Raw genomic sequence first — 26,427 nt, 5'->3', positions numbered from 1 at the left:
CATTAGCTATTAACCTACTTCTTCATCAATCTTTCAATATCATCGGCTTCGATTGGAATATTTTTCATCAGATCGATATTACCATTTTTAGTAAGCCAGAAATTATTTTCTATGCGGATGCCCATTTGCTCTTCTTCTATATAAATACCGGGCTCAATCGTAAATACCATTCCAGCTTTAATGGGTTGGTAAAAATTAGGGCCCAGGTCATGCACATCAATACCCAGGTGGTGAGAGATGCCATGATAAGTATATTTGCGATAGGCCCTGTTTTGAGGGTCTTCGTTCTTTACATCAGCTTTGCTAATCAGGCCCAGCTTCAGGTATTGCTTGGTAAACTCATCGCCGGCTTTTTCATGATACTCAGCAATGGTAATACCCGGCTTCAGAATACCGGCACAATAACGATGCACCTGCAGGCAGGCATTGTATATTTCTTTCTGGCGTGGTGTAAACTTACCGTTCACAGGTACGGTGCGGGTCAAATCGGCATTGTACCCACCGTATTCAGCACCAAAGTCCATCAATATCAGCTCCCCATCTTTGCACTGGTTACTATTAAAGATATAATGCAATACCCGGGCATTGTCACCGCTTGCGATAATACTATTATATCCTTCTCCTGTTGCACGCTGGCTCAGGAAAGAATGAACAATCTCAGCTTCAATCTCGTATTCCCATACACCGGGCTTTATAAATTGTAAAAGGCCACGGAATGCATTTTCGGTAATATCAATAGCTTTCTGAATTACCTCTACTTCATACTGCGTTTTTATGGCCCTTAATTCGTGCATGATACGTGCTGCACGCAGATAATTATGCAGTGGGTAGCGCTCTTGAATGTGCTTAATATAACGTGTTTGCGCAGTATCGAGCCAGGATCCTTTGCGATCATGTTCATTAGAATCCAGGTATACATTTTCGGCAGCATGCATCCAGGCTTGTAATAAAGCCGGTAAAACATCTGTCCATACAATTGTTTTGATTCCGTTAATGGCCGTAGCCTCTGCTGCCCTTAACCGCTTGCCATCCCACTTTTCTTTTAGTTCATTAGGACGAACCAATACCAGCACTTCTCTATATTTAGGATCCGGATTATCCGGGAAAAGGATCAGCATTGAATCTTCCTGCCTGATGCCGGTTAACCAAAAAAGAGAACTATTCGGTTTATACTTATATAAAGCATCCGCGTTATGCGGCACTTCCTCGTTCGAAACAAAAATAGCAATAGAATTCTTTTGCATTTTCTTTACAAAACGCTCCCTGTTATTAATAAACAGTTTAGGATTTAACGGTAAGTATTTCATGTAAATATTGAAGATTGAAAACTAAATATGGTTACAAACTTAACATTTGGAACCTTAATAATAGCACATAAAAGTAAACACTTCTGCTAAATAAAAAACATAGCAGGCAAAAGAAGAGAGGAAGAATGTGATGAACGGGATCATGTCCCGAAAATCTAAATCGTAATTACAGGACGGGTGTGTATTAAAATAACCCGTAGAGTGTTGAATCGATTTTCGTGATAATATCACCAAAATGTTCTTCGTTTTCGCCGAATTTATTTTTGTCTACATCAATTACCAGCAGCGGGCCTTCTTTGTAGGCCGCAATCCATTTGTTATAAAATTCGTTGAGCCTTTTCAAATAATCCAGGCGGATGTTTTCTTCATACTCGCGACCTCTTTTTTGTATCTGTCCTACCAATGTAGGAACTGATGCATTCAAATAGATCATGAGATCTGGTGGCTTAACCATTTTTTTGAGCGTCTGAAAGAATTCGAAATAATTATCAAAATCGCGTTTGCTCATCAGCCCCATTTCGTGCAGGTTAGGTGCAAAAATGTTAGCATCCTCATAAATAGTGCGATCCTGTATAATAGTTTCTGTACCCTCCTGAATATCCAGCAACTGCTTTAAGCGGCCGTGCAAAAGTAAATCTGTAAGTTAAAGCTCCACCTTGGCATATCCTCGTAAAAATCCATCAGGTACGGATTATGATCTACATCTTCAAAATGGGGGATCCATTTGTAATGCTTGGCCAGCATTTGTGTTAATGTAGTTTTACCGGCACCAATGTTACCGGCTATTGCAATATGCTTGGGTTTCGATTTCGACTTGGCCATTTTTGCTGTATAATGCCTGAAGTCTCAGCCAGGCTCGTTGGTATAATTTTTAAAACTCGGCAATAGTAAGTCTTTTTTCTATGCGCTAAAAATATTTTAGACCAATGGCCTCGCGCACGGCACTAATCGTCTTGTCTGCACTTTCAGCAGCCTTTTGAGCTCCCACTTTCAAAATGATATTTAATTCAGCTTCGTTAGCCCGTATATCTTTTGCCTTTTGACGGATCGGAGCTATATAATTCACCATATCTTCAGCCAGCTGCTTTTTCATATCGCCATAGCGTATATTACAGTTGTTATAATCTGTTTCAAATTTATCAATCGTGTCCTGCGCACTTACCAGTTTCATCAGGTCGAAAACGTTCTCAATATAATCTGGCTTAACACTATTAGCTTCTGTGGGGCCCGAATCTGTTTTTGCTTTCATAATCTTCTTACGGATCAGCTCATCATCATCAGAAAGGTAAATGGTAGCGTATTGATTTTCACTCTTACTCATTTTCCCTGCTCCGTCCAGGCTGGGTACTTTCAGCAATTGCTCGCCAAAATTAAAAGCCCTGGGTTCGGGGAAAACATCACCGTAGCGATGGTTGAAACGATTAGCAAAAGTTCGGGTCATTTCCAGGTGCTGCTCCTGGTCTTTACCTACCGGCACCAGTTTAGCCCGATGAATCATAATATCAGCCGCCATTAAAACGGGGTAGGTTAATAATCCGGCGTTTACATTTTCTGGCTGCAAACGTACTTTATCTTTAAAAGTAGTAGTCTTCTCCAATTCCCCTTTATAGGCCATCATGTTCAGGAAAAGATATAATTCTGTTGTCTGGGGTAAATCACTCTGGCAATACAGAACCACTTTATCGGGATCAAGGCCACAAGCCATGTATTCTGAAGCGACATGAAGCACATTCTCTTTTAGCTCTTTGGTATCCGGATGGGTAGTAAGAGAATGCAGATCGGCTATAAAGAAATAACAATGATATTCATTCTGCATCTTTACATAATTACGCAAAGCGCCAAAATAATTACCCAGGTGTAAATTACCTGTAGGACGCACGCCGCTTACCACTACCTGCCTGCCGGTAGACAAGGTCTCTTTATTATTGCTCATAGGTCGCGAAGATAAATATGAAATGCGCATTAAAATACCTCATACTTATTTTTTCTTCCTGTTTCAGCCTTGCCTCAACGGATCAATACCCACCGTCTACTCATAAATATAAAGCAGCATAGGCCTGGGGGATTTATCTACAATGGCCTGAAGCTTTGCCAGGAAAGAAGGACTTACGGTGGGGCAACCATTACTCTGGCAGATATCACCCTTTGTTTCCTCATCGGGAACACAGGCATGCGAATGCATCACTACAAAGCGTTTTAGAGCATTATCGTTGGTTTCATCAAGGCCATAAAGTTTGTACGCCAATCCAAATTTGCCGTAATAAGGCTTTCCTATCTTATACTTTCCCAAAGAGGTGCAGCCGCTGCCAATCTTGTTACTATACTTTCTACCTTCCAGCCAATATTGGTAGCAGTTGCCATGTGTTACCAGCCCCGCATTTATAATAGAGTCCTTATTGAGATCGTAAATAAAAAAACGGTTAGATCCCGACGGCAGAGACATATCGATAAAGAAACAAATCCCGCTATTATATTTATTCAGTTTAACAAACTGTTTTACAGAATCAATATGCTTACCGGCGATTACCTGCACTGCAGGTTGTACTGGTTTAATCAGTTTAGCTGCAACACTGTTGAATACCGGCTTATTGTGTTGTTTGCTGTTAAATGTAAACATGAACCCACCAACCAGGCAGGCTGCCAGCAGAAATTTATACTTCATAAAAAAAACTGCAGTTATTTTACTTTGACGCAAAAAAGCAGTTTCCATAATTTTTTATGAAAAGAAATCAACCAGGGTCGGTTAACCTGGCATTGTACAACCCTACCAGAGCCGGTTAAACCTTTGAAGCGAAAAAGAAGCTCCTACAGCAAGTGAATAATAACGGTTGGCGTTATTCATTGTTTTATCAGGGAAATTATCCAGATTTTTAGGGAAGAACCGGTAACTGCCTTCGGCAAATACCTTAATTCTTTTATTCAGCATGTATTTAACGCCTGCACCTAAAGGAGCCACAATACCCCAGCTTTCACTGGTTGTTTTTGGATCTCCCTGCTGAGGTTCATAATCGAATAAATAGTAAGCCCCCACGCCCCCATTTACATACGGCGTAAATTTATGACGATACAAGTCTAAAATATCATACTCTACCTTTGCGGAGGCCTCAACCAAATAGCCGCGAAAAGCCCCTTTCAACGGATTGCTGGACTCCTCTTCGTCCCTGTTATCGGCAGCAATCTCTCCCAACATTAACTCTCCACGTATAAATAATTGTTTAGGTAATATTAACCTGTGCCCGTAAAAAACTGAAGCTGACATAGAGGTATGGCTGATAAGAGACGCATCCTTACTATAGATTCCCGCATAGGACAAGGTACCCACAGTGGCTCCGGCGTAACTTTTTTGCCCAATATATTCCTGTGCATTTATTTTAGAAACGATAATGCTGCAAAGCAGCAGGCATAGATATTTTCTCACTGATTTAATGTTTGATTTATTCATAGATCGTCATAACGACCGCCGCAAAATTAGTCTTCAATTGTTAATAAACAGTTACTTTAACGCCAGCCATTTCTCTAATTACGGTAGCAATGCCTTCAGCATCATAGCCACATTCCCGGTACAGTTCTTTAGGGCTACCATGCTCTACAATCCGGTCGGGTATTCCTATAATTTTTACTTCATTTTTATACCCATGTTCCGCCATAAACTCCAACACTGCCGACCCGAAACCACCAACAACCGTCCCATCTTCCACAGTTATAATTTTAGGATATGTTGTAAGCGCTTCATGTAACAAAGCCTCATCCAATGGTTTTACAAATCGCACATCGTAATGTGCCGGATCTATACCTTCCTGCTTTACACTACGAATAGCAGCTGCTGCAAAGTTACCCGGATGACCGAAAGATAAGATGGCAATATCCTGCCCTCCTTTTAACTTACGTCCCTTCCCTATTTTCGACAGATTCCATTGGTGTCTGCCACTCCGGCATCACACCTTCACCGCGCGGATAACGAATTACAAAAGGCAGTTCTGTTGATTCCAATTGTGCAGTGTACATCAGGTTACGCAGTTCCGCCTCATTCATAGGAGAACTGATGATCATATTGGGGATGCACCGGAAATAAGCGATGTCATAACACCCGTGATGTGTAGGTCCGTCATCTCCTACCAGCCCCTGCGCGATCGAGGCACAGCACTACCGGCAATTTCTGTATCGCAATATCATGCACCACCTGGTCGTAGGCACGCTGCATGAAAGAAGAGTAAATATTACAGTATACTTTTAAACCCTGGGTTGCCATTCCTGCGCTTAATGTTGCCGCATGTTGCTCGCAAATGCCCACATCAAAAGCACGATCGGGCATTTCTTCCATCATGTACTTTAACGACGAGCCGGAAGGCATGGCCGGTGTTACACCGAATATCTTTTCATTCTTTTTAGCCAGCTCAATAATGGTCTTACCAAAAACATCCTGGTATTTCGGCGGCTGAGGCGTATCAAATTTCTTTTTGTAGATCTCGCCGGTTACTTTATCAAACAAACCCGGAGCATGCCATTTGGTCTGGTCTTTTTCAGCCAGGCTATATCCTTTTCCTTTGGTTGTAATAATGTGCAGCAATTTAGGACCGGGAATATCTTTAAGATCATTTAAAGTATCTACCAGCTTGCTGATATTATGACCGTCAATGGGTCCGAAATAACGCAGTTTTAAGGCTTCAAATAAATTGGAACTGCTGCTTACCATACCTTTTATGCCTTCGGTAAGCTTATGAGCCATGGCCCGGGTAAAACTTTTGCCTACCGGCAACTTACCCAGCGCATTCCAAACATCATCTTTTATCTTATTGTAGGTAGGAGAAATGGTAATATCTGTAAGGTATTCTTTTAATGCACCTACATTGGGGTCAATACCAATGCCATTATCATTTAAGATAATCAACATATCGGTATTGGCAACGCCTGCATGGTTCATCGCTTCGAAAGCCATACCTGCGGTCATAGCACCATCACCAATAACAGCAACCACTTTCCGGTCCTTCTCTCTTTTATACTTGGCGGCCATGGCCATACCCAACGCAGCAGAAATAGAAGTGGACGAATGACCAACACCAAACGTATCATACTCACTTTCGGTTCGTTTGGGAAAACCGCTGAGCCCTCCATATTTGCGATTTGTCTCAAAGCTATCCTTTCTACCTGTAATAATCTTGTGCCCGTAAGCCTGGTGCCCCACATCCCAAACTAACTGATCGTAAGGCGTATTGTATACGTAATGCAGGGCTGCTGTAAGTTCTACCACTCCTAAACTGGCCGCAAAATGGCCTCCGTGAACGCTTACTACGTCAATAATAAATTGTCTGAGCTCTTCGCAAAACTCATTCATCTTTTCCATTGGGATCTTTTTAAGATCCTCAGGACTATTTACAGCTTGTAATAACGGACCAGGAGTGATAGTCATTCAGAGAAAATTATTGCGCAAAAATAAGTAATTTGTTAATGCGTATAGTTAATTGGTGTGATCAAACTGTAGGGTATATCCATTTAGCTCCACTTATACCCCTCGTTTACCTTTAGTAAATTTTGGAGCCGGTATAAGATCACATTTTAGTTAGATTTGTTACATGATCATAGGAAAAAAACATTACTGGCTTCTGCAGCTTTTTGGCTGGGGTTGCTTCTTTTTGTGGCACATTTTCGGGGCCTGGTCTTTCGATAAAATGAGCGTGCCCGAAGAGCGGCTTTTGATGATTCAGCGGGCTGCCGGTTTTAGCATATTGGGGCTTCTGATGACGCATAGCCTCAGGATTGTGCTCCTAAAGCTAAAAGTATTGTCCAAAAAGGCATCTACCCAGATCTGGATATTCCTGGCCCTTACCCTGCTTACGTCCTGCGTTGCGGTGTTGTGGAAATGATCGCGTACAAGTCGCTGGGCCTGCTAAGCAAGGGAGAGATCTTAATCACCAATAAATCACTCATTCTCATATTTTTAAATAATTCTCTCGCTTGGTTTTCTTATTTCATCATCTGGAGTGCAGTTTATTTCATTTACCATTATGTTAGTGCAGCGCAACGGGAGCAGATAGACAACCTTAAACTAAAATCCCATATCAAAGAGCTGGAACTTAAAACCATTAAAACTCATATCAATCCGCATTTTATTTTTAATGCGTTGAACGGTATCAGAGCTATGGTGGATGAAAACCCGCAGAGAGCCAGAACTGCCATTACAGAATTAAGCAATATTCTCCGCAGCAGTATCAATATTGATAAATCAGAAACAGTGCCGCTGACTGAAGAACTGAATATTATAAAAGATTATCTTGCATTGGAGCAGATGCGGTTTGAAGACCGGTTAATGGTACAATATGATATCGAAGATAAAACAACCAGTCAGCCTGTACCACCGATGATGTTGCAAATGCTGGTGGAAAATGCGATCAAGCATGGCATCAGCCATGAAATTAATGGGGGACTTGTAAAACTGGTAGCTGCTTTGTCCGATAATATACTGGAGTTACGCGTTGAAAACACGGGAAGATTAAAAGAGCAGCAGCAAGGTGGAGGTTTTGGAATCATGAGCATTCGGGAAAGACTTAAACTAATGTATGGGAGCAATGCAGTTTTTAATATCAAACAGTCATCTCCCAATGTTGTTACCGCTACACTTAGGCTGCCCGTTACTTTATAAAACATAAGTTTTCATGAGAACAATTATCATTGATGATGAGAGGCTTGCGCGAGCTGAGCTCAATAAAATGCTACGGTCATTTCCTGATATTGACGTGGTAGACGAAGCTTCTAATGCCGAAGAAGCAATTGAAAAGATCGCGAGCCACCAGCCTGAGCTAATTTTCCTGGACATTCAAATGCCGGGTAAAACGGGTTTTGAAATGCTTACCGAGCTGGAATGGGTTCCCAAAGTGATTTTTACGACTGCTTTTGATGAATATGCACTAAAAGCTTTTGAAGTAAATGCCCTGGATTACCTGTTAAAGCCCATTGATCAGAAAAGGCTTGAAGCCGCCATCAAAAAAATTGCTACAGCGGAAGTACGGGAACAAAAGACGGAAGAAAGCTACTCCAACAGTGAAATGCTCACGGAGAACAGCCAGGTGTTTGTTAAGGACGGTGACCGTTGTTGGTTTATTAAACTAAACGAAGTAAGGCTTTTTGAAAGTGTGGGCAACTACGCCAAGGTTTTCTTTGGCCTGCACAAACCCCTGATATTAAAATCGCTAAATGCACTGGAGGAGCGGTTAGACCCCAAAACCTTTTTTAGGGCCAACCGCAAACACATCATCAACCTGCACATGGTGGAAAAGATAGAGCCCTATTTTAATAATGGTCTACTGGTTGAATTAAGAGGTGGAGAAAAAATAGAGATAAGTAGACGTCAAACGGTGAAATTCAAAGAGAAAATGAGCTTTTAATAAAATTTATATTTAGACTTTTCAAGCAAAATAAAATATGAGATACACAAAAGAAATAGCACTTATCGCGGGGCTGACTTTAACGAATGGGATAGCATTTGCGCAGCAGATCAAAGTGGCCGATGTAACTAAGACCATCAGCTTTCTTGCTTCCGATGAAATGAACGGCAGGAAAGTATATAGTCCGGAAATAGACAAAGCGGCTGAATTCATCGCAACCGAATTTAAAAAGCCGGGCTTCAGCCTTTGGCGGGCAGCAACTACCTTCAGTCTTTTGTTATGGTTAGCGCTACTCAGCAAAGTATCAGCGCCCAGGCGGCGGGTAAAGAAATAGACCCAAAGAATATAATCGTTTTAACCTCGAAACCGGAACTAAATCTCACATCTGCTAACCTGCAGTTAGCAACAATAAAGGCTGGTGACAATCTTTTTTCCAAAGCTTTTGAGTTGGCAGGGAGCGACAAATCTTTGTTGATCCAGGTTGATGAAAGTTTTAGCGATCGTTTCTCCAGACTGGTTTTTCTAAAAGAAATTTCTTCAAAACAGACGCTGACATTATTTTTATTTTAGGAAATACAGATGTGAAGGATATATCGGTTAAAGCCACTCATTCGATAAAAGAGAATAAGCTTGCTAACGTAGTGGGAGTATTACCCGGCAAAAAACTAAAAGATGAATATGTGATCTTTTCAGGCCATTATGACCACATTGGCATTGGCAAACCTGAAAATGGTGATAGTATTTACAATGGCGCTAATGATGATGCGTCTGGTATTACAGCTATTATCGAACTGGCCAAACACTATAAAGCTCAGAAAAACAATGAGAGAACATTGATTTTTGCCGCATTTACGGCGGAGGAAGTGGGTGGATTCGGATCGCAATACTTCAGCAAACAACTATCTCCTGAAAAAGTAATGGCCATGTTTAATATAGAAATGATTGGCACGGATAGTAAATGGGGTAAAAACTCGGCTTATATTACCGGTTACGAAAAAACCAATATGGGCGATATTCTTCAGAAAAATCTGAAAGGTAGCGGCTTTACTTTTCATCCGGACCCCTACCCTGACCAGCAATTATTTTACCGCTCAGATAACGCAACCTTGGCCAGATTGGGCGTTCCGGCGCATACCATATCTACCTCTAAAATGGATAGCGAACCCAATTATCACAAAGCGAGCGATGAAGTTAAAACCCTGGACCTGGCAAATATGACCGAAATTATTAAGTCGATAGGCATTAGTGCGCAAACCATCGTTTCAGGGAAAGACACGCCAACGAGGGTGGATACCAAGGAGCTAAGATAGAAGCAAGCCGGTAGAGAATTGTAAATAGCCAGCGGGTAGCCTGCTGGCTATTTTTTACCATGCCACAGAACGCGATTAGCAATAATATCTATTTACTTACAACCGACCCACTCGCTACTAGCTAATCCCTATCCCCTATCTCTTCAAAGCTTCCCTCACCTTTGGTGCAATTTGATTTCCAAATACTTCTATCGATTTCATCATACGCTCGTGCGAAGGGGCGCCTACGTCCATGTGAGCTGAAAAACGGGTTAACCCAAACAGGTCGTGTAGTTCGAGAATCTTATCTACCGACTCATTTACATCACCAATAATCAAATGGCCGCCTTTAGCACGCCCCCGGTCAAATTGCGCGCGCTGGTAAGGAGGCCAACCACGGGAACGACCAATGCGGTCCATCTGTGCTGCGTAAATGGGATAATAATATTCTGCTATTTCTTTACTATCAGCTCCGAAAAAGCATGAACATGCACACCTACTTCAAATTGAGCCATATCATGTCCTGATTGCTGATAGATACTCTTATTGTACTCGAATAATGGTTTAAACTGCACCGGGCTACCACCTATGATGGCAAACGTTACCGGCAAACCCAAAGTAGCAGCACGCACCACTGATTCGGGGTTCCGCCTACGGCTACCCAGATCTTCAATTGATCATTTATAGCGCGGGGTAATACTGTTTGATTCTTTAATTCGGGACGAAACTTTCCCTTCCAGGAGATAGGATCCTGCTGATTGATCTGTAATAGCAATCTTAGTTTTTCATCAAATAAAGCGTCATAGTTTTCCAGGTCCTGGCCATAAAGTGGGAATGACTCTATAAAACTACCACGCCCCGCCATTAATTCGGCACGTCCATTGGATAAAAGATCAACAGTAGCAAAGCTCTGGTACAATTTCACAGGATCGGAAGAGCTTAAAACCGAAACAGCACTACCTAGTTTTATATTTTTAGTGACAGTAGAAGCCGCCGCTAATATTATTTCAGGTGCAGAAACAGCATAATCCGGGCGATGGTGCTCACCTATTCCGTAAAAGTCCAATCCCACCTGGTCCATCAGTTTTACCTCCTCAATAATTTCCTGTAAACGCTGTTGTGCAGATTGCGGCTTTCCGTTGGCATCTACATGCAGATCACCAAACATACCTATTCCAAGTTCCATAGTTATTGAATCTCCTTTATTTTAGATGATTAACAGGGAAATAAGAGAATTGTTCTGTATTGTGAAGAGTAGTGCACCACTCAGCAAAACAGCTATTGGTAGACGGTTCAGGATATTAATATCCAACGCCACATTTTTATAAGATACTGATAACTATAGATTAACATTAACCGAAGAGCCGTGTATAGCCTCGCTCATTTCGGCAATCAGCGTAGGGTCTTTCTCAATAGCGTTACCAATAACAACCACGTCTGCCCCGGCTTTACAATTGAGATAAGCTTTTTCTGGGTCGGTTATGCCGCCGCCGATAATAAGTGGTGCACCTACATTTTGGGCTACCGATTGTATCATGCTTTCGCTGATAGGCGTTTTAGCCCCGCTGCCGGCGTCCATATAAATCAGTTTCATACCCAACATTTCACCCGCCATTGCTGTGCACATGGCTATTTCATTTTTATCAGAAGGGATAGGAGCCGCATTGCTGATATAAGAAACGGTGGTAGGCGCTCCGCCATCAACCACAATATATCCTGTAGGCATTATCTCCAACCCGCTCTTTTTTACAAAAGGAGCTGAAACCACATGCTGACCAATCAGTAATTCGGGGTTCCTGCCGGAAATAAGGGACAGGTATAAAAGCGCATCCGCATATTTACTTACCTGTGAGGGACTACCCGGGAACAGGATCACCGGTATATCGCAGCTGGCCTTAATTTGCTGAATAACTTCGTCTAAATGATTGGAAATAACCAAACTACCGCCAACAAAAAAATAATCTACCTTGGTTTTTAGCGATAGCTGGATAAGTTTTTCAAGAGAAGATGCTGTTACTCCGTCCGGATCTATAAGCACAACAAAAGACTTCTGTGCATTCTTCTTCTTTTCCAACAGGGAGTTATAAATGTTCATCTTCATTAGATCAAGGCAGGTTTATGCAAAAATGCAAAAACTTTTTTAAAAAACCGTATTTATTGGCAAATGATAGGTAGGGCTCTTACCGGATAACGGTATCTGCCAATAACCAGGAGGCCATTAAATAATAATAAAATATAGCCCGCATTTCAACGAAACGCCCAAATATAATCTGCCTGAATATTATTATCTTTCTCAAAAAAGATGCGCATCCGTTTGCTATTGTTATTACTTACGGTAAACTGTTCCATACAGGCCCAGGTTACAGCATTCCAATATTCGAGTACTAAAAAAGTACCGGCAAAAACGGTGCGGTAGTATCAGCACATCCACTCGCTAGCCAGGCCGGTTTGCTGATACTTAAAAAAGGCGGTAATGCTTTTGATGCGGCTATAGCTACTCAATGGGCTTTAGCAGTGGTATACCCCGGCGCAGGTAATTTGGGCGGAGGTGGTTTTATGGTTGCCACACAAAAAACAAGAAGCCCATTGCTTTGGACTACCGGGAAACAGCTCCCTCAGGAGCCACCAAAGACATGTATTTAGATGGCAACGGCAATGCCATTAATGATAAAAGCTTGTACGGGCATTTGTCTGCCGGAGTGCCAGGCACCGTAGCCGGTCTTTTTGCGTCGCACCGGTTTGCCCAATTATCCATGCAGGTATTAATACAACCGGCTATTGAACTGGCGGAAAAAGGATTTGTAATTACCGAAGCTGAAGCCAGGTCTTTAAATAATGCCAAAGAAACCTTTGAGCGATACAATACCCAAATCCCGGTTTTCGTAAAAACCGGCGGATGGAAAAAAGGAGACACATTAATACAGGCAGACCTGGCCAATACCCTGAAAAGGATAAAAGATAATGGACAAAAAGGGTTTTATGAAGGCACTACTGCAGCACTGATCGTGGAGGAGATGAAACGAGGGAAGGGTTTGATCAGCCTGGAGGATCTAAAAACTACACCGCTAAATTCAGAGAGGCACAACGTTTGGATTACAGAGGCTACAGCGTAATAGGCATGCCTATGCCTAGCAGCGGTGGCCTGCTGCTTACCCAGATGCTGAAAATGATAGAGCCCTATCCTATTGCGAAAATGGGTTTCCAAACTGCAGCATCTGTTCAACTAATGGTGGAAGCAGAACGCAGGGCGTATGCAGACCGGGCTAAATATATGGGAGATGCCGATTTTTACAAAGTACCTGTAACCGAACTATCTGCTAACACCTACCTGAAAAACCGCATGAAGGATTACGAACCGGGGAAAGCAGGCAATAGCCGGATCACACTGGAAGGAATGGTACCTGGCTATGAAAGTGAAGAAACAACCCATTTAAGCGTTATCGACAACCTGGGTAATGCGGTTTCGGTAACTACTACACTCAACAATAATTATGGTAGCCGTACAGTAGTCGGTGGCGCAGGCTTTTTACTAAATGACGAAATGGATGATTTTAGCGCCAAGCCCGGATCTCCCAACCTTTACGGTGCGATCGGTGGTAAAGCCAATGCTATTGAGCCGGGTAAAAGAATGCTGAGTTCGATGGCCCCAACAATTGTGCTAAAAAATAATAAACCGTTCCTCGTAGTTGGCACTCCGGGCGGTACTACTATTCCTACTTCCGTTTTTCAAACCATTGTAAATATCATCGATTTTAAGATGACAACCGAAGATGCAGTCAATCAACCTAAGTTCCATCATCAATGGCTGCCAGACGAGGTTTTTATTGAAAAGAAGTTCTCTACCACTGCCAAAGCCCAGTTGCAGGCTATGGGCTACCAGCTAACAGAACGAGGCCAGATTGGGCGTACTGAGGTGATTAAAGTTTTACCTAATGGCCAGTTTGAGGCAGTGGCCGATAACCGGGGTGATGACTGCGCGGCAACCTGGTAATATCTAATAACTTTTTAGCTAAAAAACATGAAAGCATTTAGTTCAATTGGTCTCCTGTTTTTATCGAACGTTTTTATGACGTTTGCCTGGTATGGACACCTGAAATTCTTTGGCAAAGGAAGCAATCATGCCAGCACTTCGGTGTGGGTCATTATACTGATCAGTTGGGGGATTGCCTTTTTTGAATATTGCTTACAGGTGCCCGCCAACCGGTTGGGCTCCTCTGAAACCGGTGGACCTTTCTCCCTGGTACAGCTCAAAGTATTACAGGAAGTAATAACCCTGGTAGTGTTTATTATTTTCTCGAAGCTGATGTTCGATAACTTTCAACTTTCTATCAATCACCTGATCGGCTTTGTGCTTTTGATAGCTGCTGTATATTTCATTTTCAAGGGCTAGCAGCTGCCTGCTCCTTTTCTGTCTTTATTTTCAGCGGCGCAATTAGTGTCCCGAAACCTCCCTTCAGATCAGTTCCCTGTACAATAATCAGATAACTACTCTTGCTCTCTGAAGTGTAAAAAGACATGCGGGCTTCGCCATTCTTATTAGTAATTACATCGGGGTTCCAGTAAATGGTTTGCCTTAAATCAGGGAACACTGTTTCCTCATCTGGCGATGTGTATTTCGGACTGTAAAACAAGCGGCCCACAGAAGGGGCATTGGGTTTTAATAAATACATTCCCGGCATTTTTTTAAGGAAAGGTCCTACCCCACCGTAGGTAGTAATTTCTACATAAATAGGGGGATCCATAAAATCAACCTTTCCCTCGTTAAAACGCACCTGGTAAGACATGGAGTATCGCGGGCTTCTCATTACCTCTATTCCCTTAACGTCCTCTGCCGAATAGTACTGTAACACATCAATAGGGCTCATTTCGAAAAACTTCAGATCCATTCCATCTATTACAATCTCTATCCGGCTTCTGCCTATGGCAAAAGGTACTCCCCTCATACGCGGGAAGCCTGGTATATGCTTGGCTAATACGGTAAGCAGATCATCTTTGGGTGTTTGCTCCAATACCGACTGCGTTATGGTTTGATCCGAACCACCATCTTCGTTCAGGTTTTTTGAGCCGGGTACACGTGCTTTGGCCGTCACGATCACCTCCTCCAGATAGCGGCCGTCCCTTCTTAATTGTTCCATCACTGCCGTCCTCCGGTCAATGGCTTTTTTGGCTGCCGTGTCAAACAAAATACTAGCGAGATCAAACACCGTTTCCGGCTCCTGTATCGCAGGGTATTCTTTATTAAATACTTCCACACCTATCCCAAAAGACTTATCCCTTTTATTAACAGCCTTGATCAATGTACTTACACTATCTGTAACAAACAGTGGAAAATTTCTGAAGTAAAACTCCCCTTCGTTATTGGTGAGCGTATCCTTAAAAAAAACGCCATTACGACCGTCTCGTCCGAATAAGGTAACATTGGTATTGAGTGAGGGCTTGTTTAAAATATTGGTAACCTTACCTCTTATCCCAAACTCTTTTTCGTAGCTATATTTCCCAGGTGAATCGCCAAAATCATATCTCACCCAAGCCTGTGTCAGCATCAGTGCTTCTGTGGCTTTGCTTCGCGGATGCTTTATAAAATAATAGGGAGTTTCTACCTTACCATTTACATCGCCGCTTAAAGTCATGTAACTTAAAAGGTTTTCAGCATCCATATCCAACGGCACCTGGCTTGTATCCAATACGGCCACCGAAAAGCTCCCAAATATAGGACCCGTCAATTCATCTTTCGCGATGAGACTTAGTGCCACACTATCCTTGTTAAGGTAAGCGTCTTTAGCCGGGGATAGCTGTAGCTTCAAATCATCGCCGTGCCAAACAAATAATGCCCGCTCATTTACCGGTATGCCTTTTGCATTATACAGTGTAAACCTCGCTACGCCGCTGGGAAAAATATCTGTAGCCAGTGTAAGTTCATGATGTTGCTTATTTCTTAATCTACCCTTCAGGAAATTGTATCCCCGGGTATTGCCCGTTATAAAACAACCTGTAGTATCTGCCGGGTCATTGGTATCCAACCTAATAATAATACTATCACCGCCGTCATTATAACGCACCTGCAAAGCCCATCCGGCTGCATCTGCCGGCGGGATTTTAAAAGCTGATCCATCATCGAGCCAGGCAGTATAAATTTCTCCTTTTACGGGAGTCAGTGCTACAACACCCATACCATTATAAACCGATTCAAAAGGCACGATCACGTTCTCTTTTCCATCTTTGATCACACCTTTAACAGCCACTCCTTTGCCATAAATATTTACAGCTTTAAAACCTAACTGTTGCGGGTAGCCAGCAATAAGACTTCCTCCTTCCGGCAAAAATTGCAGATCAATATTTTTGTCATTACCTGGCAATGGTATCTTAAGATCCAGGTCTTTATTTGATATCTCCAGGTGAAAATTCTTATTACTCCCCTGGTTTTTCAATAAAGTATCAATATAGATATTCCCGCCTGCATCGGTGATCATTCGCCTGCGAAACAAAGTTTTATTCTTTGATTTCAGCACCACCGTAACCCTGCTATTGGTTAATGGCGCTTGTCTCTCACCCTGTAAGCCGGCTGCAATAAAAAGTTTATTGTCTGCAAAGCTCCATTCATTTAACGTGGCTTTCCACAACTCAGCTTTGGGATTGATCACTTTTATCACGGTTTGAAAAAAGCGAATCACCAAAGCTGCGCATACGTTCTGTATACGCCCGCACTGTATAATTGCCCTGTGGAAATAATTGTTCTCCCAAAGTAATATTACTGTAAAAAATCCAAGGTCACATACAGCGCTGATGCGTTTTACCAATAATCCATTAGCATCGATAAACTCAATATAAGCTATGCGACTGCTATCGTTAACCATATTCATCACACCAGACACCACATAGCCTTTCAGCCACATTGTATCATTTATTTGATATTGGGGTTTATCATGATGAACAAATATCTTTTCCCTGCCGTAAAAATTAGCCATGCTATCCCGGTTTTCCATTTTACGCTGAAACGGCCCCAACTGGGCAGAGGCACTATTGATCATTAAAAAACAAGGTAGCTTAGAAGCAGGCATATTCTCATAAGGGCTTGGCTGTTTAAAGTAAGGCTATTCTCTTTTTTCTTCTACAAATTCATTCCAGGTGGCTGAGACTATGGAAGCTGCCGATGGAAGATCATTGATCAGGGCGCATACCTGGCCAATTTCAAGTTCTCCTTCTTCCAGGTTTCCGTCGAACATACCGAGGCGGGCACGCCCCTTGCCCAGTAAGGAAATTAATTCTTCGGAAGAGGCGCAACGGTTTTCAGCCGCTTCTATTTTATCAGAAAACTCATTTTTAAGCAATCGCACCGGTGTTAGTTTTTTCATAGACATTTGGGTATCACCCTCGATTGCATCGATTACTTTATTTTTAAAATTGAGATGGGATGAAGCTTCGAGGCAGGCAACAAACCGGCTTCCCATTTGCACTGCATCAGCGCCTAAGACAAAGGCCGCCAGCATTTGCCGTCCGTTAGCAATACCGCCGGCCGCAATTACCGGTATATCCAAAGCTGCTTTTACCAGCGGTATCAACACCATGGTGGTAGTTTCCTCGCGGCCATTATGGCCGCCGGCTTCAAAACCTTCAGCCACTACAGCATCACAACCTGCCTGCTGAGCCTTTAAGGCAAATTTACTGCTGCTCACCACGTGCACAACCATAATACCTGCCTGTTTAAATGTTTCTGTCCAGGTTTTGGGATTACCGGCACTTGTAAAAACAATGGGTACTTTTTCTTCGATGATGGTTTGTACCTGTTGATCAATTCCGTGGTATAAAAGTGGCAGATTAACTGCAAAGGGAAGAGCCGTGGCAGCTTTACATTTTTGTATATGCAGTTTCAGCAAATCAGGATTCATAGATCCCGCGCCGATAATACCCAAGCCACCAGCGTTGCTCACCGCGCTGGCAAGCCTCCACCCACTGGCCCATACCATGCCGGCCTGGATAATGGGATACTGAATATTAAAAAGCTGGGTAATTTTAGTTCGCAACATAATTCATCCGGTTCAGGCAATTTACCGGAAGATACTATGTTTATCGCATAAATGAGATACGGATAGTTAGCTTAAACATCCAGCCTGGTCATTTATTATATCATCCCAGATCAATACTGGTATTATCACCGATATTAAGGCTTCTCGACTCCCCCTTCAAACTGGTATCACTGCCTATCAACGAATCTTCCAGAACAATATCATATAAGTTGGAATAGGCTCCTACTATCGAATTTTTAACGATAGATTGAGCCATATTGGTGTATTCGCCCAAAGTTACATTAGGCCCGATAATACAGTTCTCAATAGAACATCCCACGCCAATACTTACAGGGGGAATCAAAACGGTGTTCTGGTATTTTGAGGCATCAGACTCAACACCAAATTTCTTTAACAGGGTAGCATTCGATTTCAACAGCGTCTCTTTATTGCCTGCATCGAACCAGTTATCAACCTTAAAAGATCTGAAAGTAACGCCTTTTTCTATCATACAGTGTATCGCATCTGTAATGCTGAACTCGCCATGCGTCAGCAGCCCGGCTGTTATATTCTTTTCCAGGCAGGAAAACAGGATATCCGTTTCCACTATTTTATACACCCCAACCATTGCCATATTGGACTTTGGGATATGCGGTTTCTCTATTACAGATTCAATAATTCCATTGGCATCTATTTCAGCAACACCAAAATCTCTCGGGTTATCTACTTTACGTACACCTATATAAGAGCCTTCACTGCGCAACACTTCGTTTACGTCGTACTCACAAATAGTATCACCCAGGGTGATCAGTATTTCATCCCCCTTAACCAGGTCTTTTGCCAGGCTGATGGCGTGGCCTACTCCCCTTCTATCTTCCTGTCCTACAAAATGCGCAACGATATCGCTATGCTTATCTTTAATATAATGATAGATTTTATCGCCCAGGTAGCCGATTATAAAAACAAACTCGTCTACACCGGCATCCTTCAACTGATCGATAATGATGCTTAAGACTGTTCTATCCGCCAATGGTATCAACGCTTTGGGTTGCGTATAGCTATGGGGTCTCAATTTAGTTCCGGTACCTGCAACAGGGATGATTGCCTTCATATATAACAAACCCCGGACCGGGGTTAATAGTTTATAGTATGTTATAAAAAAGTGAAGGTAAGTAAAAAATGAAACTCTGACGGTTGTATTGATACGCCAACCGGTTTTTCTTGATTGAGGCTAAACAGACTACAATTATTTGGTGTATGTCCTTTTTGCAGCTAATTCAGCTTTAGTTACAGATAATTTTAGCATTTGCACATAAAAACACGGCTCTTGTGAGTAAAATATGCCAATAAAAATTTGTATAACCTTAATTTTGCGCCATGCAAAATGATACTATCCTCTTTGAACTGCTCAATAAAGAATTAGAGCGCCAGCGCAACGACATCGAGTTGATTGCGTCAGAAAACTTTGTGTCTTACCAGGTATTACAGGCAATGGGTAGCGTACCCGCCAATAAATATGCAGAAGGTTATCCCGGGCGCAGGTATTATGGTGGCTGTGAAGTAGTAGATGAAATTGAGAACCTTGCTATCGACAGGTTAAAGAAAATATTTAATTTAAGCTGGGCCAACGTACAACCACACAGTGGTGCGCAAGCCAACGCAGCCATATTCCAGGCTGTTTTGAAGCCAGGCGATACTATTATGGGCCTCGACTTGAGCATGGGCGGACACCTTACCCATGGTAGCCCGGCTAACTTCAGCGGCAAGCACTATAAAGTTATTTCTTACGGCGTAAATAGAGAGACAGGATTAGTAGAATACGAAGACCTGGAGCAAAAGGCATTGGCCGAAAAGCCTAAAATGATCATTTGCGGTGCTTCTGCATATAGCCGCGACTGGGATTATGCGCGTATTCGCGCAGTTGCCGATAAAATTGGCGCCATTGTTTTGGCCGATATCGCTCACCCCGCAGGTTTAATTGCGAAAGGGTTATTGAACGATCCTTTTGATCATTGCCATATTGTAACCAGTACTACCCATAAAACATTGCGTGGTCCACGCGGTGGTGTTATTATGGTACGCCATGATTTTGAAAACCCATGGGGTATTAAAGATCCGAAAGGAAATACACGTACTATCACTCAATTATTAGACCTGGCGGTATTCCCTGGTATACAAGGTGGTCCGTTAGAGCATATCATTGCAGCTAAAGCAGTAGCTTTTGGTGAAATTCTTGATGAAAGCTTTACCGACTACGCTAAGCAAATTGTAGCTAACGCACAGGCAATGGCTAAAGCTTTTGTAGCAAAAGATTACAACCTCATCAGTGGTGGTACAGACAACCACCTGATGCTGATTGATCTTCGTAATAAAAATATCACTGGTAAAAAAGCACAGGAAACTTTAGACAAAGCTTTTATCACCCTGAACAAGAATGCCGTACCTTTTGATGACAAGTCGCCATTTGTTACATCGGGTATCAGGATTGGTGTTCCGGCTGTAACTACACGTGGTTTAAAAGAAGATCATGTGATACAGGTAGTAGACCTGATAGACAGGGTGCTTACCAATGCTGATGACGAAAAACTGATCGGCGATGTAAGAGAAGAGGTAAAAGCTTTTATGGGTCAGTTCCCGCTGTATCCTGAGTTAGGATAAGTAGTTTAGCGTTGAAAAGTTGATAGCCTGCCTGGCGGCAGACAGGGTTAACAAGGTTTACTTCATGTCAGCTTATCAACTGTTTAACATTTCAACTTATAAAAATGATTCAAAGAAAACAAACATTGTGGTTATTGCTTTCTGCTATCAGTAGCGGACTAACGTTCAAATTCCCTTTTACAGTGGCGTTGTAACACCCGGAACCACTGGAGTTGAAGGCCCTGAGCTTACTGCAATTGATAATATCTATTTAATATTATTAACTGTTTTAGTGCTGGGTCTGTCGGCCGTAACGATCTTCTTATTCAAAGATCGAAAAAAGCAGATTCAATTAAGCCTTTTGGGGCTGATAGCTTCTTTGGGACTGATAGCCGTTTATTGGGTGTATAGCCAGCATTTTTCGGCGGGTAATATAGCAATAACAGCTTTACTGACCCTATTAATTGTGGTGGGCTTTCTCTTTGCCATACAAGGCATACGAAAAGACCAGAAACTGATCAAAAACCTGGACCGGCTGAGATAAAAATCAGCAGAAAATAAAAGAATGCGGAGCTGAATGGTTCCGCATTTTTTATGATTATAAGCATCATTCCTTCACTCATTTTGAAGTACCTTTGCGACTTCTTAAGCGGTGCTTGAGAAAAAAGTAATTTATGGCAAAAGTAAAAATAGGCATGGTTCAGATGAGCTGTACTGCTGACAAACAGGAAAACCTGAACAAAGCCATTGAAAAAACAAGAGAAGCCGCTGCAAAAGGCGCACAGATCGTATGCCTGCAGGAGCTTTTTACTTCTTTATACTTCTGTGATATAGAAGACTATAATAACTTTTCTCTGGCAGAATCGATTCCCGGCCCGTCCACCGAAGTACTGGGTGCGTTGGCGAAAGAGCTGGGCGTTGTGATCATTGCATCTCTTTTTGAAAAAGAGCGGAGGGGTTATACCACAATACTACCGCTGTTTTAGATGCTGACGGCAGCTACCTGGGTAAATATCGCAAAATGCATATTCCCGATGACCCTGCCTATTACGAAAAGTTCTATTTCACACCGGGCGACCTGGGCTATAAAGTATTTAAAACCAAATTTGCAAACATTGGTATACTGATCTGCTGGGATCAATGGTATCCTGAAGCTGCACGTATCACCGCCCTGATGGGTGCCGAAATTTTGTTTTACCCAACTGCCATTGGCTGGGCAACAGAGCAGGACGAAGAGACCAACAAAGACCAGTACAACGCCTGGCAAACAATTCAACGTAGCCATGCCGTAGCCAACGGAATTCCTGTAGTAAGCGTAAACCGTGTTGGTTTTGAGCAAAATGGCGCTATGAAATTCTGGGGAGGCAGCTTTGCTACCAACGGACAGGGTAAACTGATTTACCTTGCTTCACACGATAATGAAGAAACCGAAGTGGTCGAATTGGACCTGAAGGAAGCGGACAATTTCCGGATGCACTGGCCATTTCTCAGAGACAGGAGAATTGACAGTTATCAGCCTATTACCAAACGCTATATTGACGGAGACTAACCAGCGAGGAGTTCAAAAACCGGTACTTTACAAAATTCACTAAAATAAAATGACCTCAAATACTTCCGGACATCCGGACGCTCTAACATCCGGACTTACTGACTTTTCTACTTCCGGACTTACCCCAAACAACTTGGCTATTTTTTCCCGGCTGAATGGCACCCGCATGAAGCCACCTGGTTAAGCTGGCCGCATAAAGAAGCATCCTGGCCCGGTAAGCTCAATACCATCTACCCTTACTATGCACACTTTATTAAAGAATTGGCAAAGCACGAACTGGTCCGTATTAATGTTACAGACGAAAAAATGAAGTCTTTTGCATTAAAGCATTTGCAAAAACAAGGTGTGGATCTTACCAAAGTCGAATTCTATTTTAATGAAACTAATGATGCCTGGTGTCGCGATCACGGTCCGGCATTCCTGATCAACCCTAATGCTGGTAAGCACAAGAAAGTGGTGGTTGACTGGGGATATAATGCCTGGGGCGATAAGTACCCTCCCTACGACCTGGATGATGTGGTGCCTACAAAAATCGCCCAACAATTCGGGCTGCCCGTTTTTAACCCTGGCATTGTTATGGAAGGCGGTTCAGTCGAATTTAATGGTAATGGCACTATACTTACTTCTACGGCCTGCCTGCTCAACGAAAACAGGAACCCTCACCTGAATCAGCAGCAAATAGAAGAATACTTATACAATTACTATGGAGCAGAACAAGTGCTTTGGGTAGAAGATGGTATTGTGGGCGATGACACCGACGGGCATATTGATGACACGGTTCGTTTTGTAAACGAGGATACGGTATTGACGGTTATAGAAGAAAATAAAAACGATGAAAATTATGAGTTGCTCCAAAACAACCTGAAGCAACTACAACAAATGCGTTTATTGAACGGCAAACAACTCAATATTATTGAGCTGCCGATGCCTGATGCGGTGGTTTTTGAAGATCAGCGACTACCTGCCTCGTATGCTAATTTTTATATCGCTAACAAATCGGTAATAGTGCCTACTTACCGCTGCAGTAAGGATGATGCTGCTTTAAAAATCATACAGGAACATTTTAAAGACAGAACGGTTATTGGCATTGATTCCACCGAAATAATTTGGGGATTAGGCAGCTTTCACTGTTTAAGCCAGCAGGAACCGGCTATATAATATTGCTATAAATATCTTATGAAAAGGTTGATACGAAAAATATCAACCTTTTTTGTTGCAGTAATTTTATGGGCTCTTTGTGGTTTACATGAAGGAGAGATATTTTTGACCACATTGCCTTGACCTTAACTATCCTTAACTCCTTAATGTTTTAATCATCTCCGGAAGAAGCTCCATTTTTAAATATATTTCGAAGTATAACTTTCTTTCACCTTTTTAATATCAGTTGGCTTACCAGCAAATACCAGCTCGCCACCACCATCTCCGGCATCAGGTCCTAACTCTATCAGCCAGTCGGCACTTCTTATTACATCTATATTGTGTTCTATTACCAGAATGGAATGCCCCTGTTCAATTAACGCATTAAAAGAAGCCAGTAGTTTTTTGATATCATGAAAATGAAGTCCGGTAGTGGGCTCATCAAAAATAAACAGCACTTTGTTACTGGCTTTGCCCTTACCGAGGAACGAAGCCAGCTTCACCCTTTGCGCTTCACCACCCGATAAAGTATCTGAAGACTGTCCCAATTTTACATACCCCAATCCCACATCGCTTAATGGCCTGATCGCCTCCGACAGCTTTCTTTCATCTGCAAAAAAATCAATGGCTTCGTCCACGCTCATTTCCAGCACATCAAAAATACTTTTGTCCTTGTACTTTACCTCTAATATTTCTTCTTTAAAACGTTTACCACCGCAGCTTTCACATACCAGGTGCACATCGGCCAGGAACTGCATCTCCACAACCTGTTCGCCTTCTCCTTTGCAGGTATCGCACCTTCCGGCATCTACATTAAAAGAGAAATGCTTGGGTTGAAAACCCCTCATTTTACTTAAGGGTTGTTTTGCAAACAGATCCCTGATCTCATCATAAGCTTTGATATAAGTTACCGGGTTACTTCTCGAAGACTTACCAATCGGGTTCTGATCCACCATTTCTATCTGTTGCACACTTTCTACATCGCCCGTAATCGCTTTGTGAAATCCCACTTTATCGCCACTAAACTCCCCTTCATTTTTTGTAAGGCGGGATATAAAATTTGTTTTACCAATGTAGTCTTACCACTACCGCTTACACCGCTCACTACACAAAGCACATTAAGCGGGAATTCGACGGTAATATCTTTTAAATTATTATGTCTTGCACCTTCCACTTTGATAGAACGGTTCCACTTACGTACGGTTTTGGGTGGTGCTATAGAGAACTCACCGCTGAGGTATTTACCCGTTAAACTTTCCGGATTTTTGATAAGCGTTTTAAAATCCCCTTCTGCCACTACCTCACCTCCTAAATGTGAGGCCAAAGGCCCCATATCAATAATATGATCGGCTTGCTGCATCACCATTTCATCGTGCTCGACCACCACCACCGTATTATTCAGATCACGCAGCTCTTTAAGTACTTTGATCAGGTTACTGGTATCGCGCGAATGCAGACCTATAGATGGTTCATCCAGTATATAAAGAGAGTTGGTTAAATTACTCCCAAGGCTACGGGTTAACTGTATACGCTGGCTTTCTCCACCACTCAATGTATTCGCTACCCGGTTCATGGTCAGGTACCCCAAACCTACTTTAAGTAGCGTATCCAGGCGATTATTAACCTCAATTAAAATACGTTTGGCTATTTCTTTTTGATGACTGGTTAATTTCAGCTGGTCAAACCAGGTCTTCAGATCACGGGCCGGCATTTCACAAAGTTCGCCGATGTTTTTTCCAGCCACCTGCACATAAAGCGCTTCTTTACGAAGGCGATACCCGTTACAATCAGGACAGGTTGTTCTACCTCTATAGCGGCTTAGCAACACCCGGTACTGAACCTTATACAAATTCTGTTCTACCTCTTTAAAAAAGTCATTGATGCCTCCCCTTGTTCTCCACAGATAATTGTATTGCTCCTTTGTAAGATCGGCAATCGCCTTATGTACCGGAAAATTATCTTTGGCAGCGCTCCTTACAAAAGCATCTTTCCATTTACCCAGCTTCTCACCCTTCCAGGGTGCCACTGCTCCTTCATACACGCTTAATCTCTTATCTGGTATCACCAGGTCGTTATCAATACCTAGAACCAGGCTAAAGCCCTCACAGGTAGGACAGGCGCCTAAAGGATTATTGAAGGAAAAAGATTAGGCTGAGGTTCTTCAAACACAATACCATCCAGCTCGAAACGGCTATTAAAATTTAATAACTTTTTCTTTCCTTTTTGCGGAACCACTTCCACATACACATCCCCTCTCCCTCATAAAAAGCAGTACCAATCGAATCTCCCAGGCGATGAATATCATCTTCATCAAAATCCTTCACCACTATACGGTCTATTAAAATATAGGCGCCTTCTTTTTTGCCCTTACCAACCTCGAATAATTTGGCTAAAGCGGTGGCATCCATTTCCAAAAAGTCCTCGATCCTTTTAACGTCCATTCCCCCACCCGCTTCGTTCGTATCCATGGCAATACGGCTAAAGCCCTTTTGCATGAGGATATTCAACTCTTCTTTGATATCGCGGTTGCGATGTTGTTTAAATTTTACGAGTATAAAAACTTTATCTCCTTCCTGCAGTTTCTGAATGGCTCCCACAACATCTGCCACATCATCTTTTTTAACCTCCTGCCCCGATACCGGAGAAATGGTTACACCTGCCCTGGCAAACAGCAACCTCAAATAGTCGTAGATTTCAGTCATTGTGCCTACGGTACTGCGGGGCGTTCGGGTAATTACTTTTTGTTCTATGGCAATAGCGGGACATAAGCCTTTAATATAATCTACTTCCGGCTTATTCATCCGGTTTAAGAATTGTCTTGCATAAGCACTGAGGCTTTCTGCATAACGCCGCTGCCCTTCGGCATATAAAGTATCGATGGTAAGAGAAGATTTCCCCGAACCAGAAACACCTGTAACAACTATAAATTTATTTCTTGGGATACTAACGGTTACATCTTTCAGATTATGCACTTTCGCGCCTTTGATCAGTATTTCACCATTAGATTTTTTCTGTGCCGCCATTATTGAATTTTACCTGTACTGCTTACAAAAGTAGCTGCAAAATTGTTTAGAAAAGATTTGTTTTTTGGCGTTTTCCGTATCTTGATGAAATAGCAAGCACCCC

At 42.4% G+C, this 26,427-nt stretch carries 24 protein-coding genes and 4 pseudogenes; 12 read left to right on the top strand and 16 right to left on the bottom strand.

What is annotated here, in order from left to right; translation table 11 throughout:
• Positions 1-14 precede the first annotated feature (14 nt).
• The 8 genes and pseudogenes from MKP07_RS37275 to dxs all read right to left on the bottom strand — a co-directional run bounded on the left by MKP07_RS37275 (position 15) and on the right by dxs (position 6,714).
• On the bottom strand, positions 15-1,307 hold the full coding sequence (locus MKP07_RS37275; RefSeq protein ID WP_240852947.1) for an aminopeptidase P family protein: 1,293 nt from the start codon (positions 1,305-1,307) through the stop codon (positions 15-17).
• A gap of 184 nt (positions 1,308-1,491) precedes the next feature.
• Positions 1,492-2,051, bottom strand: a pseudogene (locus tag MKP07_RS37270) (deoxynucleoside kinase).
• A gap of 163 nt (positions 2,052-2,214) precedes the next feature.
• Positions 2,215-3,270: a tryptophan--tRNA ligase gene (gene trpS / locus MKP07_RS37265; RefSeq protein ID WP_240853074.1), complete on the bottom strand. Its 1,056-nt coding sequence runs from the start codon at positions 3,268-3,270 to the stop codon at positions 2,215-2,217.
• A gap of 66 nt (positions 3,271-3,336) precedes the next feature.
• Positions 3,337-3,969, bottom strand: coding sequence for a murein L,D-transpeptidase catalytic domain-containing protein (locus tag MKP07_RS37260; protein ID WP_240853073.1), 633 nt, complete (start codon positions 3,967-3,969; stop codon positions 3,337-3,339).
• Positions 3,970-4,071: 102 nt separating this feature from the next.
• Positions 4,072-4,725 (bottom strand): outer membrane protein, encoded by a 654-nt coding sequence (locus MKP07_RS37255; protein ID WP_240853072.1) that lies wholly within the window; start codon positions 4,723-4,725, stop codon positions 4,072-4,074.
• A gap of 64 nt (positions 4,726-4,789) precedes the next feature.
• Positions 4,790-5,164 carry a transketolase C-terminal domain-containing protein gene (locus tag MKP07_RS37250; protein ID WP_240853088.1) on the bottom strand — a complete coding sequence of 125 codons (375 nt, stop codon included), beginning with the start codon at positions 5,162-5,164 and terminating at the stop codon, positions 4,790-4,792.
• A 25-nt stretch (positions 5,165-5,189) separates the two neighbouring features.
• Positions 5,190-5,366 (bottom strand): hypothetical protein, encoded by a 177-nt coding sequence (locus tag MKP07_RS43470; RefSeq protein WP_394803786.1) that lies wholly within the window; start codon positions 5,364-5,366, stop codon positions 5,190-5,192.
• A gap of 46 nt (positions 5,367-5,412) precedes the next feature.
• A complete protein-coding gene (gene dxs / locus MKP07_RS37245; RefSeq protein WP_394803783.1) occupies positions 5,413-6,714 on the bottom strand; it encodes a 1-deoxy-D-xylulose-5-phosphate synthase in 1,302 nt (433 codons plus the stop codon).
• 163 nt (positions 6,715-6,877) lie between these two features.
• Here dxs and MKP07_RS37240 point away from each other — a divergent pair, with 163 nt between their 5' ends.
• From MKP07_RS37240 to MKP07_RS37220, 5 genes are all read left to right on the top strand, one after another.
• Positions 6,878-7,168: a hypothetical protein gene (locus MKP07_RS37240; RefSeq protein ID WP_240853071.1), complete on the top strand. Its 291-nt coding sequence runs from the start codon at positions 6,878-6,880 to the stop codon at positions 7,166-7,168.
• Complete coding sequence (locus tag MKP07_RS37235; protein WP_240853070.1) at positions 7,165-7,944, top strand: sensor histidine kinase; 780 nt, start codon at positions 7,165-7,167, stop codon at positions 7,942-7,944. Before MKP07_RS37240 ends, MKP07_RS37235 begins: the two co-directional genes overlap by 4 nt.
• Positions 7,945-7,957: 13 nt before the next feature.
• A complete protein-coding gene (locus MKP07_RS37230; protein WP_240853069.1) occupies positions 7,958-8,686 on the top strand; it encodes a LytR/AlgR family response regulator transcription factor in 729 nt (242 codons plus the stop codon).
• A 37-nt stretch (positions 8,687-8,723) separates the two neighbouring features.
• Positions 8,724-9,020 (top strand): hypothetical protein, encoded by a 297-nt coding sequence (locus MKP07_RS37225; protein WP_240853068.1) that lies wholly within the window; start codon positions 8,724-8,726, stop codon positions 9,018-9,020.
• 247 nt (positions 9,021-9,267) lie between these two features.
• A complete protein-coding gene (locus MKP07_RS37220) occupies positions 9,268-9,996 on the top strand; it encodes a M20/M25/M40 family metallo-hydrolase (RefSeq protein ID WP_240853067.1) in 729 nt (242 codons plus the stop codon).
• A gap of 135 nt (positions 9,997-10,131) precedes the next feature.
• On the opposite strand, the gene MKP07_RS37215 is transcribed toward MKP07_RS37220, so the two are convergent.
• The 4 genes from MKP07_RS37215 to MKP07_RS37200 form a co-directional block, all read right to left on the bottom strand.
• The gene (locus MKP07_RS37215) at positions 10,132-10,395 is read right to left on the bottom strand and encodes a hypothetical protein (RefSeq protein WP_240853066.1); all 264 of its coding nucleotides are present in this window, start codon (positions 10,393-10,395) and stop codon (positions 10,132-10,134) included.
• Between the two features lie 32 nt (positions 10,396-10,427).
• Entirely contained in the window at positions 10,428-10,586 is a 159-nt protein-coding gene (locus MKP07_RS37210) for a hypothetical protein (protein ID WP_240853065.1), read from the bottom strand.
• Positions 10,577-11,161, bottom strand: coding sequence for an LLM class flavin-dependent oxidoreductase (locus MKP07_RS37205; RefSeq protein ID WP_240853064.1), 585 nt, complete (start codon positions 11,159-11,161; stop codon positions 10,577-10,579). The genes MKP07_RS37210 and MKP07_RS37205 overlap by 10 nt, the downstream gene beginning before the upstream one ends.
• A 153-nt stretch (positions 11,162-11,314) precedes the next feature.
• Positions 11,315-12,070 (bottom strand): geranylgeranylglyceryl/heptaprenylglyceryl phosphate synthase, encoded by a 756-nt coding sequence (locus tag MKP07_RS37200; RefSeq protein WP_240853063.1) that lies wholly within the window; start codon positions 12,068-12,070, stop codon positions 11,315-11,317.
• Between the two features lie 419 nt (positions 12,071-12,489).
• Here MKP07_RS37200 and ggt point away from each other — a divergent pair.
• Positions 12,490-13,966, top strand: a pseudogene (gene ggt / locus MKP07_RS43465) (gamma-glutamyltransferase).
• 27 nt (positions 13,967-13,993) lie between these two features.
• Positions 13,994-14,365 carry a DMT family protein gene (locus tag MKP07_RS37180; RefSeq protein WP_240853059.1) on the top strand — a complete coding sequence of 124 codons (372 nt, stop codon included), beginning with the start codon at positions 13,994-13,996 and terminating at the stop codon, positions 14,363-14,365.
• Here the strand turns inward: MKP07_RS37180 and MKP07_RS37175 are convergent.
• The 3 genes from MKP07_RS37175 to MKP07_RS37165 all read right to left on the bottom strand — a co-directional run bounded on the left by MKP07_RS37175 (position 14,355) and on the right by MKP07_RS37165 (position 19,089).
• Positions 14,355-17,003, bottom strand: a complete 2,649-nt coding sequence (locus MKP07_RS37175) for a hypothetical protein (RefSeq protein WP_240853058.1) — start codon at positions 17,001-17,003, stop codon at positions 14,355-14,357. The genes MKP07_RS37180 and MKP07_RS37175 overlap by 11 nt on opposite strands.
• Positions 17,004-17,066: 63 nt before the next feature.
• Positions 17,067-17,999 carry an NAD(P)H-dependent flavin oxidoreductase gene (locus MKP07_RS37170; RefSeq protein WP_240853057.1) on the bottom strand — a complete coding sequence of 311 codons (933 nt, stop codon included), beginning with the start codon at positions 17,997-17,999 and terminating at the stop codon, positions 17,067-17,069.
• 100 nt (positions 18,000-18,099) lie between these two features.
• Positions 18,100-19,089: a sugar phosphate nucleotidyltransferase gene (locus MKP07_RS37165; RefSeq protein WP_240853056.1), complete on the bottom strand. Its 990-nt coding sequence runs from the start codon at positions 19,087-19,089 to the stop codon at positions 18,100-18,102.
• 266 nt (positions 19,090-19,355) lie between these two features.
• Between MKP07_RS37165 and glyA the strand changes: the two genes are divergently transcribed.
• The 5 genes and pseudogenes from glyA to MKP07_RS37145 all read left to right on the top strand — a co-directional run.
• Complete coding sequence (gene glyA, locus MKP07_RS37160; RefSeq protein WP_240853055.1) at positions 19,356-20,636, top strand: serine hydroxymethyltransferase; 1,281 nt, start codon at positions 19,356-19,358, stop codon at positions 20,634-20,636.
• Between the two features lie 169 nt (positions 20,637-20,805).
• Positions 20,806-21,159, top strand: a complete 354-nt coding sequence (locus tag MKP07_RS37155) for a DUF4293 family protein (protein WP_317236281.1) — start codon at positions 20,806-20,808, stop codon at positions 21,157-21,159.
• 130 nt (positions 21,160-21,289) lie between these two features.
• Positions 21,290-21,601 (top strand): nitrilase-related carbon-nitrogen hydrolase, encoded by a 312-nt coding sequence (locus MKP07_RS40790; RefSeq protein WP_262920251.1) that lies wholly within the window; start codon positions 21,290-21,292, stop codon positions 21,599-21,601.
• Positions 21,602-21,618: 17 nt separating this feature from the next.
• Positions 21,619-22,164, top strand: a complete 546-nt coding sequence (locus MKP07_RS40785) for a nitrilase-related carbon-nitrogen hydrolase (RefSeq protein WP_394803785.1) — start codon at positions 21,619-21,621, stop codon at positions 22,162-22,164.
• 156 nt (positions 22,165-22,320) lie between these two features.
• Positions 22,321-23,322: pseudogene (locus tag MKP07_RS37145) on the top strand (agmatine deiminase family protein); the annotation flags it as partial.
• A gap of 179 nt (positions 23,323-23,501) precedes the next feature.
• On the opposite strand, the pseudogene MKP07_RS43460 reads toward MKP07_RS37145, so the two are convergent.
• Positions 23,502-26,324 (bottom strand): annotated as a pseudogene (locus tag MKP07_RS43460) (excinuclease ABC subunit UvrA).
• Between the last annotated feature and the right edge of the window lie 103 nt (positions 26,325-26,427).

The sequence above is a fragment of the Paraniabella hibiscisoli genome (genome assembly GCF_022512515.1).
In the GTDB taxonomy this organism is placed as follows: domain Bacteria; phylum Bacteroidota; class Bacteroidia; order Chitinophagales; family Chitinophagaceae; genus Niabella; species Niabella hibiscisoli.
This window is presented reverse-complemented; position numbering and strand designations above follow the sequence as displayed.

Coding starts and splice junctions, on each gene's coding strand:
- MKP07_RS37275 (WP_240852947.1), bottom strand. CDS start 1,307: ATGAAATACTTACCGTTAAATCCTAAACTGTTTATTAATAACAGGGAG.
- trpS (WP_240853074.1), bottom strand. CDS start 3,270: ATGCGCATTTCATATTTATCTTCGCGACCTATGAGCAATAATAAAGAG.
- MKP07_RS37260 (WP_240853073.1), bottom strand. CDS start 3,969: ATGAAGTATAAATTTCTGCTGGCAGCCTGCCTGGTTGGTGGGTTCATG.
- dxs (WP_394803783.1), bottom strand. CDS start 6,714: ATGACTATCACTCCTGGTCCGTTATTACAAGCTGTAAATAGTCCTGAG.
- MKP07_RS37240 (WP_240853071.1), top strand. CDS start 6,878: ATGATCATAGGAAAAAAACATTACTGGCTTCTGCAGCTTTTTGGCTGG.
- MKP07_RS37235 (WP_240853070.1), top strand. CDS start 7,165: ATGATCGCGTACAAGTCGCTGGGCCTGCTAAGCAAGGGAGAGATCTTA.
- MKP07_RS37230 (WP_240853069.1), top strand. CDS start 7,958: ATGAGAACAATTATCATTGATGATGAGAGGCTTGCGCGAGCTGAGCTC.
- MKP07_RS37225 (WP_240853068.1), top strand. CDS start 8,724: ATGAGATACACAAAAGAAATAGCACTTATCGCGGGGCTGACTTTAACG.
- MKP07_RS37215 (WP_240853066.1), bottom strand. CDS start 10,395: ATGGACCGCATTGGTCGTTCCCGTGGTTGGCCTCCTTACCAGCGCGCG.
- MKP07_RS37205 (WP_240853064.1), bottom strand. CDS start 11,161: ATGGAACTTGGAATAGGTATGTTTGGTGATCTGCATGTAGATGCCAAC.
- MKP07_RS37200 (WP_240853063.1), bottom strand. CDS start 12,070: ATGAACATTTATAACTCCCTGTTGGAAAAGAAGAAGAATGCACAGAAG.
- MKP07_RS37180 (WP_240853059.1), top strand. CDS start 13,994: ATGAAAGCATTTAGTTCAATTGGTCTCCTGTTTTTATCGAACGTTTTT.
- MKP07_RS37175 (WP_240853058.1), bottom strand. CDS start 17,003: ATGATCAATAGTGCCTCTGCCCAGTTGGGGCCGTTTCAGCGTAAAATG.
- MKP07_RS37170 (WP_240853057.1), bottom strand. CDS start 17,999: ATGTTGCGAACTAAAATTACCCAGCTTTTTAATATTCAGTATCCCATT.
- MKP07_RS37165 (WP_240853056.1), bottom strand. CDS start 19,089: ATGAAGGCAATCATCCCTGTTGCAGGTACCGGAACTAAATTGAGACCC.
- glyA (WP_240853055.1), top strand. CDS start 19,356: ATGCAAAATGATACTATCCTCTTTGAACTGCTCAATAAAGAATTAGAG.
- MKP07_RS40790 (WP_262920251.1), top strand. CDS start 21,290: ATGGCAAAAGTAAAAATAGGCATGGTTCAGATGAGCTGTACTGCTGAC.